The organism is Burkholderia sp. L-4 (assembly GCF_056856535.1).
The window spans coordinates 1,350,846-1,366,164 of sequence record NZ_JBXEOX010000001.1 but is presented as its reverse complement, the minus strand read 5'-3'; the positions used below and the strand labels follow the sequence as shown (position 1 = coordinate 1,366,164).

Annotated in this window: 14 protein-coding genes; 8 read left to right on the top strand and 6 right to left on the bottom strand. The window is 69.6% G+C overall.

The annotated features are described in order from the left end of the window. Positions 1 to 20 precede the first annotated feature (20 nt). A complete protein-coding gene (locus tag AC1VVG_RS06415) occupies positions 21 to 323 on the bottom strand; it encodes a TFIIB-type zinc ribbon-containing protein (RefSeq protein WP_124669866.1) in 303 nt (100 codons plus the stop codon). Between the two features lie 90 nt (positions 324 to 413). Next, a complete protein-coding gene (locus tag AC1VVG_RS06410; protein ID WP_034186624.1) occupies positions 414 to 1,169 on the bottom strand; it encodes a TerC family protein in 756 nt (251 codons plus the stop codon). Positions 1,170 to 1,277: 108 nt separating this feature from the next. Between AC1VVG_RS06410 and AC1VVG_RS06405 the strand changes: the two genes are divergently transcribed. Then, a complete protein-coding gene (locus AC1VVG_RS06405; RefSeq protein WP_034186623.1) occupies positions 1,278 to 2,171 on the top strand; it encodes a LysR family transcriptional regulator in 894 nt (297 codons plus the stop codon). A gap of 115 nt (positions 2,172 to 2,286) precedes the next feature. Then, a complete protein-coding gene (locus tag AC1VVG_RS06400) occupies positions 2,287 to 3,339 on the top strand; it encodes a DUF2242 domain-containing protein (protein ID WP_482835378.1) in 1,053 nt (350 codons plus the stop codon). Between the two features lie 128 nt (positions 3,340 to 3,467). Here the strand turns inward: AC1VVG_RS06400 and AC1VVG_RS06395 are convergent, their stop codons facing one another. Next, positions 3,468 to 4,388 carry a pyridoxal-phosphate dependent enzyme gene (locus AC1VVG_RS06395; RefSeq protein WP_482835377.1) on the bottom strand — a complete coding sequence of 307 codons (921 nt, stop codon included), beginning with the start codon at positions 4,386 to 4,388 and terminating at the stop codon, positions 3,468 to 3,470. Between the two features lie 161 nt (positions 4,389 to 4,549). On the opposite strand from AC1VVG_RS06395, the gene AC1VVG_RS06390 reads away from it, so the two are divergent. The 6 genes from AC1VVG_RS06390 to AC1VVG_RS06365 all read left to right on the top strand — a co-directional run bounded on the left by AC1VVG_RS06390 (position 4,550) and on the right by AC1VVG_RS06365 (position 12,563). Beyond that, entirely contained in the window at positions 4,550 to 5,461 is a 912-nt protein-coding gene (locus AC1VVG_RS06390; protein ID WP_069705419.1) for a LysR family transcriptional regulator, read from the top strand. A 752-nt stretch (positions 5,462 to 6,213) separates the two neighbouring features. Next, on the top strand, positions 6,214 to 7,413 hold the full coding sequence (locus AC1VVG_RS06385) for an MFS transporter (protein WP_059560562.1): 1,200 nt from the start codon (positions 6,214 to 6,216) through the stop codon (positions 7,411 to 7,413). Between the two features lie 566 nt (positions 7,414 to 7,979). Further along, positions 7,980 to 8,477, top strand: coding sequence for a Csu type fimbrial protein (locus tag AC1VVG_RS06380; RefSeq protein ID WP_049034614.1), 498 nt, complete (start codon positions 7,980 to 7,982; stop codon positions 8,475 to 8,477). A gap of 15 nt (positions 8,478 to 8,492) precedes the next feature. Beyond that, positions 8,493 to 9,212, top strand: coding sequence for a fimbrial biogenesis chaperone (locus AC1VVG_RS06375; RefSeq protein WP_482835376.1), 720 nt, complete (start codon positions 8,493 to 8,495; stop codon positions 9,210 to 9,212). 7 nt (positions 9,213 to 9,219) lie between these two features. Next, positions 9,220 to 11,604 (top strand): fimbria/pilus outer membrane usher protein, encoded by a 2,385-nt coding sequence (locus AC1VVG_RS06370; RefSeq protein ID WP_455708848.1) that lies wholly within the window; start codon positions 9,220 to 9,222, stop codon positions 11,602 to 11,604. After that, positions 11,601 to 12,563, top strand: coding sequence for a Csu type fimbrial protein (locus tag AC1VVG_RS06365; RefSeq protein ID WP_482835375.1), 963 nt, complete (start codon positions 11,601 to 11,603; stop codon positions 12,561 to 12,563). Before AC1VVG_RS06370 ends, AC1VVG_RS06365 begins: the two co-directional genes overlap by 4 nt. Positions 12,564 to 12,582: 19 nt before the next feature. On the opposite strand, the gene AC1VVG_RS06360 is transcribed toward AC1VVG_RS06365, so the two are convergent. From AC1VVG_RS06360 to AC1VVG_RS06350, 3 genes are all read right to left on the bottom strand, one after another. Further along, positions 12,583 to 12,870 (bottom strand): hypothetical protein, encoded by a 288-nt coding sequence (locus AC1VVG_RS06360; protein ID WP_482835374.1) that lies wholly within the window; start codon positions 12,868 to 12,870, stop codon positions 12,583 to 12,585. A gap of 117 nt (positions 12,871 to 12,987) precedes the next feature. Continuing rightward, complete coding sequence (locus tag AC1VVG_RS06355; RefSeq protein WP_482835373.1) at positions 12,988 to 14,010, bottom strand: histone deacetylase family protein; 1,023 nt, start codon at positions 14,008 to 14,010, stop codon at positions 12,988 to 12,990. A 25-nt stretch (positions 14,011 to 14,035) separates the two neighbouring features. After that, positions 14,036 to 15,307, bottom strand: a complete 1,272-nt coding sequence (locus AC1VVG_RS06350; RefSeq protein WP_482835372.1) for a Zn-dependent hydrolase — start codon at positions 15,305 to 15,307, stop codon at positions 14,036 to 14,038. Positions 15,308 to 15,319 lie beyond the last annotated feature (12 nt).

The following is a 15,319-nucleotide window of genomic DNA, read 5'->3' as shown; positions in this document are numbered from 1 at the left end:
CAGGCACGCCGGATCCGGATTCAATCGAAATCGAACAGGTCGAACACCGACTTCTTGCGACGCTGGCCGTCGTGCCGGTAACGCTCGTCGCGCGAGCGGCCGTCGCGCCCCCAGCCATCGTCGCGACCGTGCTGCGCCGATGCGGCGTGCCGTGCCGGCGGATCGGCGCGGCGAGCCGGCGCGTCGCCGGTTTCGCGGGCGATCAGCTTGTCGAGCTCGCCGCGGTCGAGCCATACGCCGCGGCACGTCGGACAGTAGTCGATCTCGATCGACTGGCGCTCGGCCATCAGCAGGTCGGGCGTCTTGCAGACAGGGCATTTCATCGCGTTTCTCCTTTCCGTGCGAATCTCGTCCGGATTCCGTATGCAGCGCGCGCGCCGGCAGCCGCGGCAGCCGGCGTCACGCGCGGCGACTCAGTCGCCATCGACTTGCGCCGCGCGCTTCGCCTTCGCGCGCCGCGCCAGCATGTTCATGCCCTCGACGAACGCCGAGAACGCCATCGCCGCGTAGATGTACCCCTTCGGCACGTGCGAACCGAAACCTTCGGCGATCAGCGTCATGCCGATCACGACCAGGAACGACAGCGCCAGCATCACGATGGTCGGGTTGCGGTCGATGAAGCGTGCGAGCGGCTGCGCGGCGAACAGCATCACGGTCACGGCGACGATCACCGCGACGAACATGATCGGGATGTGCTCGGTCATGCCGATCGCCGTCACGATGCTGTCGATCGAGAACACGATGTCGAGCATCACGATCTGGCCGATGGCGGCCCACACCGTCAGCCCGGCCGCGCCGCCCGCCCCGCCCTCGCCGCCGCCGTCGTGCGACACGTGGTGATGGATCTCGGTGGTCGCCTTCCACACGAGGAACAGGCCGCCCGACAGCAGGATCATGTCGCGCCACGAGAACGCATGGTCGAACAGCGTGAACACGGGTTCGGTCAGGCTCGCGATCCACGCGACGCTGCCGAGCAGCGCCAGGCGCATCACCAGCGCGAGCGCGATGCCGAGGCGCTGCGTGCGGGCGCGCTGCGCCTCGGGCAGCTTGTTGCTGAGGATCGAGATGAAGATCAGGTTGTCGATGCCGAGCACGACTTCCATCACGACGAGCGTCAGGAGCGCGGCCCAGACGGCGGGGTCGGCGGCAAGCGTCAGCAGGTAGTCCATGAAATGGGCCGATTGGAAAGTGGAAAGCCCGATGATATGCCGCCCCGCACTTCGAAAAAATCAGCGAAAATCTGAACTTAAGTTCGGTTTTTTCGATATATCGATCCGATGCTCAATTTTCGACATCTGTACTATTTCTGGGTCGTCGTGAAGGAAGGCGGCTTCGCTCGCGCGGCCGGCCGGCTCGACATGGCCGTGCAGACGATCAGCGCGCAGGTGCGCGAGCTCGAGAAATCGCTCGGGCACCAATTGCTGCGCCCGGCCGGGCGCGGCGTCACGATGACCGACGCGGGACAGGCCGCGTTTGCGCGCGCCGAAGTCATCTTCGAGATGGGGCGGCTGATTCCCGACGAAGTGCGCGCGGCGGCCAGCCAGCCGACCGTGCGGCTCGCGGTCGGGCTCGCGGACGGCATTTCGAAGCTCGCCGCGCACGCGATCCTCGCGCCGGTGCTCGACACGCCGACGTTGCGGCTGCTGTGCCACGAGGGCGAGCACGATGCGCTGCTCGCGGAGCTCGCGCTGCATCACCTCGATCTCGTGCTGGCCGGCCAGGGCGCGCCGTCGGGGTCGAACCTGCGCGTGACGAGCGAGCGGCTCGTCGCATCGCCGGTCGACTGGTACGGGCCCGCGGCGCTCGTCACGCCGGCCGCGCGGCAGCGCTTTCCGCAGTGCCTGGCCGACCTGCCGGTGCTGCTGCCGACCGCGCATTCGGCGCTGCGCGCGCGCCTCGACCGGTGGCTGGAAGGCGAGCGGATCGTGCCGCGCGTGACCGGGGAATTCGAGGACAGCGCGCTGATGGCCGTGTTCGCGGCGCGCGGCCTCGGCGTGTTTCCGCTCAGCGAACTCGGCGCGAACGATGCGTCGCTGCTGAGCGGGTTGCGGCGGCTCGGGCGGGCGGGCGACGTGACCGAGGAGATCCACGCGATCCGCTCGCGGCGCGGCGAACATCATCCGCTGACGTCGCAATTGCTGGCCGCGGTGCGCGTCGCGCCGGCCGACTGAAGCGAGCGCGACATCAAACGAAACTATAATGGCGCCCCGGCCTTACGAGATTGCCGCACGCCTCATCCAGGCACCGCCGTTGCGCGGCCCCTCGCCAAGCCTTCTGAAAGACGCCATGCACAACCGATTTCGCCTGTTTTCCGTTTCGTGCGCACTCGCGGCCGCGACCGTGCTGGCCGCGTGCTCGTCGCCGCCCAAGCCGATCTACCAGCAGGAACAGTTCGACGCGACCAGCAGCCCGTATGCGCATACGTTCCACTCGAAATCCGACGCGGCCTGCGAGGCCGCGCGGCGCGCGCTGCTGAGCCAGGGTTATGTGGTGTCGTCGTCGCGCAACGATGCGGTCGACGGCAGCAAGAATTTCCAGCCGAGCAACGACATGCACGTCGTGATCGAATTTCACGTCGTGTGCGCGGATGCGAACGCCGACGGCACGTCGAGCATCGCGTACGTGAACGCCGTGCAGGACCGCTACACGCTGAAGAAGTCGAATACGTCGGCCAGCGTGGGCTTGAGCGTGTTCGGCTCGCTGTCGCTGCCGATCGGGTCGAGCGACGACGCGCTCGTCAAGACCGCGAGCGAGACGATTCCGGCCGGCGTGTTCTATGAGCGCTTCTTCAATCTCGTCGACCATTTCCTGAAGATCGACCCGGCGCGCCGCGATCGCGCGACCGTGAAGGCCGCCGAGAAGGAACCCGTCACGCCGCTGCCGGAACCCGCGCCGACGCCGCAGGGCGAACCGCTGAAGATGACGACGCCGGTCGTGCCGACGCCGCCCGCGGCGCCGGTGCCGCTGTCGGTGCCGGGTGTCGCACCCGAGTCGGGTGCGCATGCCGTGCCTGCCGCGGCGTCGGCCGTCGCCGTGCCGGCCGCGGTGCGTGCCGCCGCGCCGGGAGCGGCGTCGGGTTCGCAGCCGGTTGCCGCACCGGCTGCGGCTTCCGCCGGTTCCGTGCCTGCGCCGGCTTCCGCTGCCGCGTCGGCTGCCACGCCTGCATCGGCTGCCAGCCCGGCGGCCGCGCCTGCCGCCGCGGCGTCGACGCCCGCCGTTCCGGCACCGGCCGCTGGCAAGCCGGCGTCGACCGTGCCCGCGCCTGCACCTGCGTCCGCGGCATCCGCCCCCGCATCGGTATCCGCGCCGTCCGGCGCGAGCGCACCGGCCACGAACTGACCGGCCGCCGTATCGTCGCGCCCGGCTGCATACGGCTCGGCACGACGATACGCCCGCCTTCCGCCTTATTCACCGCAGCAGTTTCCGTCATCGGGCGGCGTGAGCGCCCTGCCTGCGGCGCTCCCGCCTTACCGCAACGTCGCGCGCAGCGTCTGCAGCTGCTCGACGGACGCCGTCACGCCGCCGCAGACGATCACCGCGATGTCCGACGCCGACGCAAGCACCGGCACCGGCCGCTCGAGCGCAGCCAGCGCGGCGCCGCATGCGGGTTCGACGACGATCCGGTGTTCGTCGACGAACCGCAGCGACGCGGCCACCGCGTCCGCATCGGACACGACGACGGGATGGATCGCGTGCCGCGTCGCCCATTCGACTGCCGCATCGCATGGCCGCTTCGCGCCGAGCGACGTCGCGATGCTCGCGATTGCCGCGAGTTCGACCGGACGCCCCTGCGCGACCGAGCGCGCATAGCAGTCGGCGCCTTCCGTTTCGGCCGCGACGACCGGCACGTCGTGCCAGCCGTTGCGCGCGAGCCCTTCGAGCACGCCGCACAGCAGGCCGCCGCCGCCGACCGCGAGCACCACCGCACCGGGCTTCGGCCCGACGGCCGCCATCTCGTCGATCATCGTCGCGTGCCCCTGCCACAGCACGGGATCGTCGAACGGATGGACGAACGCATCGTGCTCGCCGAGCGCCGATTGCGCAAATGCGTTTGCCTCGGCCCAGCTCGCGCCATGCACGACCACCTCGGCGCCTTCGACACGAATCAGCTCACGCGCGCGCGCCGAGGCGCTTTCCGGCACGACGACGCGTACCGGCACGCCGAGCACGCGGCCGCAATACGCGACCGCGACGCCCGCGTTACCGCCCGACGACGACACGAATCGCCGCGCGCCGGCCGCGTGCCGCGCTTCGCAGACGGCGCCGATGCCGCGCAGCTTGAAGGAGCCCGATGGCTGCAGCGCATCGAGCTTCAGCCGGATCGTCCGGCCGAGCCGGCGGGACGCGATTTGCGAGCGGATATAAGGAGTCGGGATATGAAGCGGCATCGGACAAGGCTCAGTGGAGACGGAGGAAGCGCACGCGACTCGCGAGCCAGCGCGTGCGCCCATGACGGTCATCGTACGGCAGGCCTGCCATGCTTTCCAATACCATCGAATGGTATTTACTATGCTCCACAGGTATATCAACGAACCCGGACGAGCATCGCATGCGCCAGATCGAACTGCGTCACCTGCGCTATTTCGTGGCTGTCGCCCAGGCCGGCAGCGTGATGGCCGGCGCCCGCGCGGCCGGCATCGTCCAGCCCGCGCTGTCGCGGCAGATCCGCGAGCTCGAGGACGCGATCGGCACGCCGTTGCTGATCCGACGCGCGACGGGCGTCACGCTCACCGCGGCCGGCGCGAGCTTCCTGAAGGATGCGACCGGCCTGCTCGCAACGGTGCAGGCCAGCCGCGAACGCGCGTTGCGCAGCGCGGCCGGCCAGCTCGGCGAACTGCGGCTCGGCGCGCTGCCGAACTGCCTGCCGCTGCCGATCGTCGCGAAGGTGCTCAAGGCGTTTCGCGACGCGTGCCCGGACGTGCAGCTGTCGATCGCGCCGATGCTGTCGGCCGAACAGGCGAGCGCGCTGATGCGCGGCCAGCTCGACGCCGGGATCATGGCGTGGCGCCGCGACGAGGCGCCGCACCTGTCGGGCGTGCGGCTGCTGAGCGACCGCTTCGTGCTCGCGATGCCCGCGCCGCCGGGCGGCCGCTTCAATGCGCCGCGCACGCTGGCCGACGTCGCGGACGAACCGTTCGTCTGGTTCGACGCGCAGCGCTCGGCCGCGCACCACCGGTTCCTGATGGCGCAGTGCCAGCAGGCCGGCTTCACGCCGCGCATCGCGCAGGTCGGCAGCGACATCCCGACGCTGATCGGCCTCGTCGCGGCCGGAATGGGATGCGCGTTCGTGCCGGAAAGCGCGTCGCCGACCTGCCCGCACACGGTCAGGCTCGTCGCGCTCGACGAGCTCGCGAGCCGCTTCGACATCGAATTCGTGTTCGATGGCGCGGCGGCGGCGCCCTCGCCGATCGTCGCGCGGTTTCTCGCGGCCGTGCGCGACGCGGCCGACGAAGCGGGTTGACCCTGCACCGGGCGCCGGGCCAGCCCGGCATCCGGTCAGGCAAGGCGATCCGCACGCCAGCCAACGCGCGACGCCCCCTCTGCTGATTCGCCGTTTTGGCGGCCTGATCGCGCTAAACAAGATGGCCGTGCCAGCGAAAAATCTTTCAAAACCCCGACGATCCGCGCCGCGGCGCCGGAATTTTTAAATTGGCACCAAAAACCGCCGTTTAACGCCGCTTCGAATTGTCATGGCCCGAAATATACTGCGCCCGCATCCAACCCTCGTGCCAAAGAGAGGATGCGTTTTCGCCCCGGCCACGGTCCCCCTGTGGTCGGGGCTTTTTTCGCTTGCGCCTTGCCTGTAAAGGGTTTCCAGCCGTGGCGCGAGGTCTGTGTCACGGGATGGAAGGCGCCCGGTCGACGGGCCCTGGCTGCCCCGCCGCCCGTCCCCGCACGGTTGCCGGGCAACGTGCGGCATGCGATGCCGGACGGCCCGCCCGTCCGCCGCAAACCGTCACCGAATCGCGGCGCGCGGCAGAACAATCCGATTTCCGCCTTACCCATACCTTTCACCACCGACACCGTCGTTCGCCTGCCTCGCCGGCGCAACGCCCGCGGCCTGGCGGGCACACCGCGCGCGCTCCGTATTGTTGACATGGAATCAAGATAATTTCGTTCCAATCCGGCTTTTTCCGCAAAAATAATCCAGGCACACTTCGCCCTGTCCGCAACGGCCCCGTGCCGTCACCCACGAATACAGGAGCCCATCGCGTGAACACCACGACTTCCTCTCCTTCCCGCCCCGGCGGCAGCGCAGCGCTGCCGCTGCTGGCGCTCGCCGCCGGCGCGTTCGGCATCGGCACGACCGAGTTCTCGCCGATGGGCCTGCTGCCCGTGATCGCCGACGGCGTGCACGTGTCGATTCCGCAGGCCGGCATGCTGATCAGCGCGTATGCGATCGGCGTGATGGTCGGCGCGCCGCTGATGACGCTGCTGCTCGCCCGCTGGTCGCGCCGCTCGGCGCTGATCGCGCTGATGTCGATCTTCACGATCGGCAACCTGCTGTCGGCCGTCGCGCCGGATTACACGACGCTGCTGCTCGCCCGCCTCGTGACGAGCCTCAACCACGGCGCGTTCTTCGGGCTCGGCTCGGTGGTCGCGGCCAGCCTCGTGCCGCGCGACAAGCAGGCAAGCGCCGTCGCGACGATGTTCATGGGCCTCACGATCGCGAACGTGGGCGGCGTGCCGGCCGCGACCTGGCTCGGCCAGATCATCGGCTGGCGCATGTCGTTCGCGGCGACCGCGGGCCTCGGCCTGATCGCGATCGCCGGCCTGTTCGCCGCGCTGCCGAAGGGCGAGGCCGGCAAGATGCCCGATCTGCGGGCCGAACTCTCGGTGCTGACGCGCCCGGTCGTGCTCGGTGCGCTCGCCACGACGGTGCTCGGCGCCGGCGCGATGTTCACGCTCTACACGTATGTCGCACCGACGCTCGAACACCTGACCGGCGCGACGCCCGGCTTCGTGACCGCGATGCTCGTGCTGATCGGCGTCGGCTTCTCGATCGGCAACATCGCGGGCGGCCGCCTGGCCGACCGCTCGCTCGACGGCACGCTGATCGGCTTCCTGCTGCTGCTGATCGCGACGATGGCGGCGTTCCCGCTGCTCGCCAGCACGCATGCCGGCGCGGCCGTCACGCTGCTCGTGTGGGGCGTCGCCACGTTCGCGGTCGTGCCGCCGCTGCAGATGCGCGTGATGCGCGCGGCCCACGAAGCGCCGGGCCTCGCGTCGGCCGTCAACATCGGCGCGTTCAACCTCGGCAATGCGGTGGGCGCCGCGGCCGGCGGCGCGGCAATTTCGGCCGGGTTCGGCTACGCGGCGGTGCCGCTCGTCGGCGGCCTGATCGCCGCGGCCGGACTCGCACTCGTCCTGCTGCAGATCGCGCAGCGCCGCGCGCCGGCCGCCGCGAACTGACACGCGCGGCTCGCCCGGGCTGCCGCCCGGTTCGGCAAGGACACCTACGGCCGCGCAATGCGGCCGTTTTCATTTCCCGTCCGCCGTCCGGATTCTCGTTTTCTCTTCACTCGGGAAAAATCCGGAATATCCGTCTCCCGACATCATTTCGACCGGATCGATTCACGAACCGGTTAAATACCTGGCATCGCCCAACCGATTCATTGCCGCTCGTTCAATTTCACCGCGCGCATGAATTATCCAATTCGAATTCGTCGCTTCGATTCACCGAATCAATCGGAAAAATCGCGCCGCACCCCACCCCGACAGGCATTCTTTTCCGCGTCGCAGCAAAATATTTCGCGTGGAATCCGACAATTAAATCCAAATTCGTAATATTTTCCTGATTTATTCAATAAATAACTCATTCATTCGTCACGAAATACAACAACCCCAAATTTAAGATTGAAAGACTCATCGATTCGTATCAGCATTTACCGTGCTGCGGCGTGCGAAGCGCGGCATAAATCCAATGAAAAATCGACCGATGAGGGATCAGAGTGAAAGTCGCCATCGCTTCCACGACATTGTCGCTCGCGCTGTCAATCGGCCTTTCGACACCCACCGCCGACGCGGCCGTCTATACGAACGGCACCGCGACCGCCACCTTCAACGTCACGCTGACCCTGCAGCCGAACTGCACGATCGCCGCGAACCCGCTGGCCTTCGGGACCAACGGCGTGCTGGCGACCGCGATCAACCAGCAGACGACCGTCAGCGTCACCTGTACCAACACGACGCCGTACAACGTCGGCCTCGACGCCGGTTCGGTCACCGGATCGAGCGTCGCGAGCCGCCTGATGGCCGGCACGTCGACCGGCAATACGACGACGACCGTCGGCTTCCAGTTGTACCAGGACGCCGGGCGCACGACGATCTGGGGCAACACGCAGGGCACCAACACCGTGGCCGGCACCGGCACGGGCGCCGCGCAGGCGCTGACCGTCTACGGCCAGGTGCCCGCGCAGGCGACGCCGAAGCCGGACACCTATCAGACGACCGTCACCGCAACCGTCTACTTCTGACCGGCGCCGTTTCGCATGCTCGTAATACGTCGAACGCTCGCCGCGCTGCTGTGCGCGGCCGGCGCCGCGCACGCCGCGTCGCTGCAGATTTCCCCCGTCACGATCGAATTCGGCACCGACGACACGGCCACCGGCATCACGCTGCGCAATCCCGGCGAGCGGCCCGTGTACGGACAGGTACGCGTATTCCGCTGGGACCAGGCCGACGGCCAGGACACGCTGACGCCCACCCAGGATCTCGTCGCGAGCCCGCCGCTGATCGAGGTCGGCACGCAGTCCGAGCAGCTGATCCGCGTCGTGCGCGCCTCGCGCGCGCCTTCCGGCGTCGAACAGTGCTACCGGCTGCTGATCGACGAGCTTCCGCCCCCGGGCGAGGCGCCGACCAACGGTGTCTCGATCCGGCTGCGCTATTCGATTCCGGTGTTCGTCGAACCGGCAGGCCCCGGCGCGCCGCAACTCGACTGGACGCTCGCGCGCGGCAACGAAGGCTGGGTGCTGCGCGTGCGCAACGTCGGCACGCGCCGCGCGCAACTGGCGTCGGTCGAACTCGTCAACGGCGACGGTCGTGCGTACCCGCTCACGCGCGGGCTGCTCGGCTACGCGCTGGCGGGCCGCACCGGCCAGTGGAGCGCGCCGCTGCCGGCGGGTCTCGTGCCCGGCGGCAAGGTCACGGTGCGGGCGGCCGTCAATTCGCAGCCGGCCAGCGCGGTCGTCGCGGTGGAGCCGCCGGGCTAGACCGCCGGTGCGCCGCCCGGCCTCTTCCCCTCCGCCACGCGCCGGCGCACGCCCGGCCAACGGACGCGGAACGTCGCGACGCACCCGCCGCATCGTGCTCGCGGCCGTCGTGGCGGGCCGCCTGCTCGTGCTTGGCGGCGCCCGCGCGGACGAACCCGCGGCGCTCGTGATGACCGACCGCACGCACGACGTGATCCTCGAAGTCAGCGTCAACGGCGAAAATACGGCGCTGCTCGCGCACTTCCGCGAACGCGACGGCCGACTGTCGGCGAGCGGCGCCGACCTGCGCACGATCGGCTTCGCGACCGACCGCCTCGGCATCGCCGACGCGGCGACGGTCGAACTCGACACGATTGCCGGCCTGCGTTACCGCTACGACGCGGCACGCCAGAGCGTCGATCTGGAGATGGCCGACGCACTGCGCCGCCCGTACGCGGTCGACAGCCGCGCGCTGCCGCCCACGCAAGCGGCCACCGCATCGCGCGGGCTCGCGATCAATTACGAGGCATACGCGCAGACGATCGGCGACCGGCAGTTCTCGCTCTACACCGACGTGCGCTACTTCGATCCGAACGGCGTGTTCAACCACACCGGCACCGCGTCCTTCTACAACGGCCAGCGGCGCTACACGCGCTTCGATACGTACTGGAGCCATTCGGACCCGGCGCGGCCGAGCACGACACAGATCGGCGACGCGATTTCCGGATCGCTCGCGTGGACCCGTTCGGTCCGTCTCGGCGGCGTCCAGTGGCGCAGCAATTTCGCGCTGCGGCCCGACCTCGTGACGTTTCCGATTCCGTCGCTCGCGGGCTCGGCCGCGGTGCCGTCGGCAGTCGACCTGTACATCAACAACGTGCGGCAATACACCGGCAACGTGCCGAGCGGCCCGTTCATCATCCACGACGTGCCGGGCATCACTGGCGCCGGCCAGGCGACCGTCATCACGCGCGACGCGCTCGGGCGCACGGTCGCGACGTCGGTGCCGCTCTACGTCGATACGCGCATGTTGTCGGCCGGGCTGTCGAGCTATTCGTTCGAGGCCGGCTTCCTGCGCCGCAACTACGCGCTGCAGTCGTTCGACTACGACGCGCGGCCGGCCGTCAGCGGCTCGCTGCGGCGCGGCCTCGGCGACGCGCTGACCGTCGAGGGTCATGCGGAAGCGACCGGCGGCGTGCTCAATGCCGGCGTCGGCGCGCTGATGCGGCTCGGTTATGCGGGTGTGTTGAACGGCGCGATCGCGGGCAGCGCCGGCCGCTTTTCCGGCACGCAGGTGAGCGTCGGCTACCAGCTGATCGAGCCGCGCTTCTCGATCAACGCGCAGACGATCCGCGCGTTCGGCCGCTACGGCGACCTCGCATCGCGCGACGGCTCGCCGGTGCCGTCGGCGACCGACCAGGCGACGCTCGCGCTGCCGTTCATGCACCGCCAGACGCTGTCGCTCAGCTATATCGGCTTCCGGCTGCCGCAAGGCCCGAGCGCGCGGATCGGCACCGTGTCGTACACGCTGAGCTTCGGCGATCTCGCGTCGATGAGCGTGAGCGCCTACCGCGATTTCGCGCAGCAGGGCGCGAACGGCGCATTCGTGTCGCTGAACATCGGGCTCGGCCGCAATACGTCGATCAACGCGACCGTCGGCCGCCAGCGCGGCCAGTCGAACTACACGGTCGACGCGAGCCGTCCGCCCGACTACGACGGCGGCTGGGGCTGGGGCGTGCAGACCGGCGGGACGGGCGCCGTGCCCTACCGGCAGGCGCAGGTGCGCTATCTCGGCCGCGCGGGCGAAGTCATCGCGGCCGCGCAGGGCATCGACCGCCAGACGGGCGCATCGCTCGACGTCAGCGGCGCGCTCGTGTTGATGGACAGCAGCCTGCAGATGTCGCGCCGCATCGACGACGGCTTCGCGCTGGTGTCGACCGACGGCGTCGCCGGCATCCCGGTGCTGCATGAGAACCGCGTGATCGGCACGACCGATCGTGCCGGGCATCTGCTCGTGCCCGACCTGAACGCGTACCAGAACAACCAGGTCGCGATCGATTCGATGAAGCTGCCGGCCGACGCGCGGATCGCCCGCACGTCGATGACGGTCGTGCCGCAGGCGCGATCGGGCGTGATCGCCCATTTCGGCGTGTCGCGCTATCGCGCGGCGTCGGTGATCCTGCACGATGCCGCCGGCAAGCCGCTGCCGGCCGGCGCGCGCGTGCATCATGCCGAAAGCGGCGCGGACACGATCGTCGGCTACGACGGGCTCACGTTCATCGACGGGCTGAAGGCGGACAACCATCTCGTGATCGATGACGGCACGCGGCGTTGCGTCGCGGCATTCGCGTTCACCGCGCCCGGCAACGGCACGCTGCCGACCGTCGGGCCGCTGGTCTGCAGGGCGGCGCCATGAGGGCCGTGCTGCTGCTCGTCGTCGCGTTCGTCGCGTGGTGCGGCGTGCCGGGCCGTGCACAAGCGGAAACGTGCACGGCCACGGCGTCGACGGTCAGCTTCGGTTCGGTCAGCCCGATCACGCGCGCGTCGGTCGCTGCGACCGGCACCGTCAGCGTCACCTGCACGTGGTCGGCCGTCACGCTGACGCCGAACGTGCTCGTGTGCCTGAATCTCGGCGGCACGAGCCCGCGCAGCCTCGTGAACGGCACCAACGCGATGCAGTACGACCTCTATCTCGATGCCGCGCACTCCGTCGCGTGGGGCTCCGTCTACTCCGGCACGACGCCCGCGTCGGTCACGCTCGTCAAACCCGCGCTCGGCACGAGCGCGAGCGCCACGGTCACGGTCTACGGGCAGATCACCGCGAACCAGCCAACCGTGCCGACCACCGGCAACAGCACGACGACCTACTCGCAGACGTTCGGCGGCAACACGACATCGATCAACGCGGGGTTCTATCTGCTCGGTGCGCCGACCTGCGCGTCGCTGACGGCATCGAACGGCACCTTTCCGTTCAGCGCAACCGCGAACGTGATCAACGACTGCAACATCAGCGCGACCAACGTGAACTTCGGCACGGCGAGCGTGCTGTCGGGCGCGCTCGCGGCGACCGGTTCGATCACCGCGCAATGCACGAACGGCGACGCGTGGAAAATCGCGCTGAACGGCGGCGGCAGCGGCAACGTGACGGCGCGCCAGATGCAGCGCAGCGGCGGCGGCGGCGCGATCAACTACAGGCTGTACACGGATGCCGCGCACTCGGTCACCTGGGGCGACGACACGGGCGGAAGCGCGACGGTCACGGGTGTCGGCACCGGCACGTCGCAGGTCGTCACCGTGTACGGCGCGGTGCCCGCGCAGACCACGCCCGCGCCCGGCAACTACAGCGACACGATCACCGCGACGATCAGCTTCTAGCGGACGGGAGGCGCGGCGCTCAGAACATCACGGTCCACGCGGCCGGCGCGCCCGCGCCGACGCTGCGCGGCGGCGGCGTCCGCGCGCCGGCCACGCTCACGTGGCTCACCTGGAACGGCGTGCCGTGCGCGCAACTGACGCTCGGCATGTCCGCGTCCACGCCCGGTTGCACGGCCGGCGCGATCGTGCAGGTTTCGGGAATCGTCAGGCTGACCCTCAACGGGATCGATGGCTCCGCGGCACGCGCGAGCGCCGCCACGCCCGCCAGCGCGAGCACCGCATACTTGATTCGGCCGGTTGCGCTCATCGTTCGGCTCTCCTTCATGCATTGATCCAGCGTATGCGCGAATTGACGGCGCGCAAGCCGAAAACTTGAGCGCATGCCGGTGATCCGGCCCCTCCCCACGGCGCGCCGGCGTCCGCGTCAGCGCGCCTCGCCGAACCCGCCGAAGAACACACGGGCGTTCGCGTCGAGGCTGTCGAGGTGATAGCCGCCCTCCTGCACGATCACCGTCGGCAACCCGAGCGCGCCGAGCGCGCCGCCGAGCCGCCCGAACCCGTCGGTCGTGACGGCAACCTGCGATTGCGGATCGTCCTGGTAGATGTCGAAGCCGAGTGCGAGCACGAGCGCGTCGGGCTGGAATCGCGCGAGGGCGCGCAACGCGTCGTCGAGCCGCTCGAAGAATACCGATTCCGGCGCACCGTGCGGCATCGGCAGGTTGAGGTTGAAGCCGGCGCCGGCGCCCGCGCCCGTCTCTTCCTCGTAACCCGCGACGACCGGGTAGAAGTTGGTCGGATCGCCGTGGATCGACACGTACAGCACATCGTCGCGGCCGTAGAAGATCTCCTGCACGCCCTGCCCGTGATGCATGTCGGTGTCGAGGATCGCGACACGGCGATGGCGGCCCAGCAGCGCTTGCGCGGCGATCGCCGCATTGTTCAGGTAACAGAAGCCGCCGGCCGCATCGCGGCGCGCGTGGTGGCCCGGCGGGCGGCACAGCGCGTAGGCCTCGCGCGCGCCGTCGTTGACGTCGGCCGCGGCCGCGAGCGCGTCCTGCGCGGACCAGTACGCGGCGCGCCACGTGTTCGCACCGACCGGGCAACTGCCGTCGGCAAGGTAGCGCGCGGCTTTCGCGAGCACGCCGCGCAACGGGTTCGGGTCGCGCATGAACACGTTCGACATCACTTCGTCGCCCCAGTCGTCGGGCATCCGCTGCCAGTCGCGGTGCGCCTCTTCGAGAAAGCGCAGGTAGTTCATGTCGTGCACGGCCGCGATCGGCGCGGTGCCGCGGTCGGCCGGCTCGCGCACGTCGAAGTCGAGCGCGCGCACGGCCGCGACGAGCCGCGCCGCGCGTTCGGGCACTTCCTGCGGTTCGCGCATCCGGCCGCGCGACAGGTAGCTGCGCGGATGATGCAGCAGTTGTTCGGGATGGAAATAGGTTTTCATCGTTCGTCCTCGTCGAATCGCCGCGTCACGCCACGCGCGCGGCCGCCTCCGCTTCGACCGGCGCCGCGATGCCCGCGCGCGCCAGCACCGCATGGAGCAGCACGTTCGTGCCGCGCGTCACGTCGTCGGGCAATGCGTCCTCGGCCTCGTTGTGCGACAGGCCGTCGACGCACGGAATGAATACCATCGCGGTCGGGACGCGGCGCGCGAGCAGGATCGCGTCGTGGCCGGCGCCGCTGACGATCCGCTCGTTCGTATAGCCGAATGTAGCCGCCGCCTGCGCGACCAGCTCGACGCAATCGCGGTCGAACGGCGTCGCCGGGCTGCGCCAGCAGGTGTCGATCGCGACCTGCACGCCGCGGGCGGCGGCGATGCGTGCACACGCATCGCGCAGGTCGCGCTCCATCGCGTCGACTTCGGCATCGTCGTGATGACGCAGGTCGACCGTGAACGTCAGGTCGCCGGCAATCGTGTTGCGCGACGCGTTGCGGATGCCGACCTGCCCGATCGTCGCGAGCCCGCGCGGCGCGTACCCGGCGACGATCCGCTCGAGTTCGAGCGCGATCTGCGCGCTCGCGAAATACGCATCCTTGCGATACGGCATCGGTGTCGTGCCCGCATGCGCGGCCACGCCCGTCACCGTCACGTCGAGCCAGCGAATCGCCTGGCCGCCCGTGACGACGCCGATCGTCGTGCCGTTGGCCTCGAGTACGGGCCCCTGTTCGATATGGGCCTCGAAATACGCATCGACCGCGCCGCCCGCCGCGCGCGTGCCGCGATAGCCGCACGCGTCGAGCGCCGCGCCGAGCGTGACGCCGTCGGCGTCCTGCTTCGCGAGCGCGTCGTCGAGCGGCAGCGCGCCCGTAAACACGGCCGAGCCGAGCATCGCCGGCGCGAAGCGCGCGCCTTCCTCGTTGGTCCAGGACACGATTTCGAGCGGCTTGTCGGTCGCGATGCCGGCGTCGTTCAGCGTGCGCACGAGTTCGAGCCCGGCGAGCACGCCGTAGACGCCGTCGAAACGACCGCCTTCCGGCTGCGTGTCGAGATGGCTGCCGATCAGCACGGGCGCGGCTTGCGCGTCGGCGCCGTCGCGCCGGGCGAACAGGTTGCCGACCGCATCGACGCGCACCGCCATCCCCGCGTCGCGGCACCATTGCGCGAACAGGTCGCGCCCGCGCCGGTCATCCTCGGTCAGCGCGAGGCGCCGCACGCCGCCGCGCGGCGTCGCGCCGACGCGCGCCATGTCGGCCAGGCTCCGCCACAAGCGGGCGCCGTCGATTTCCAGCAGGTCTTTCATGTGCACTCCGGA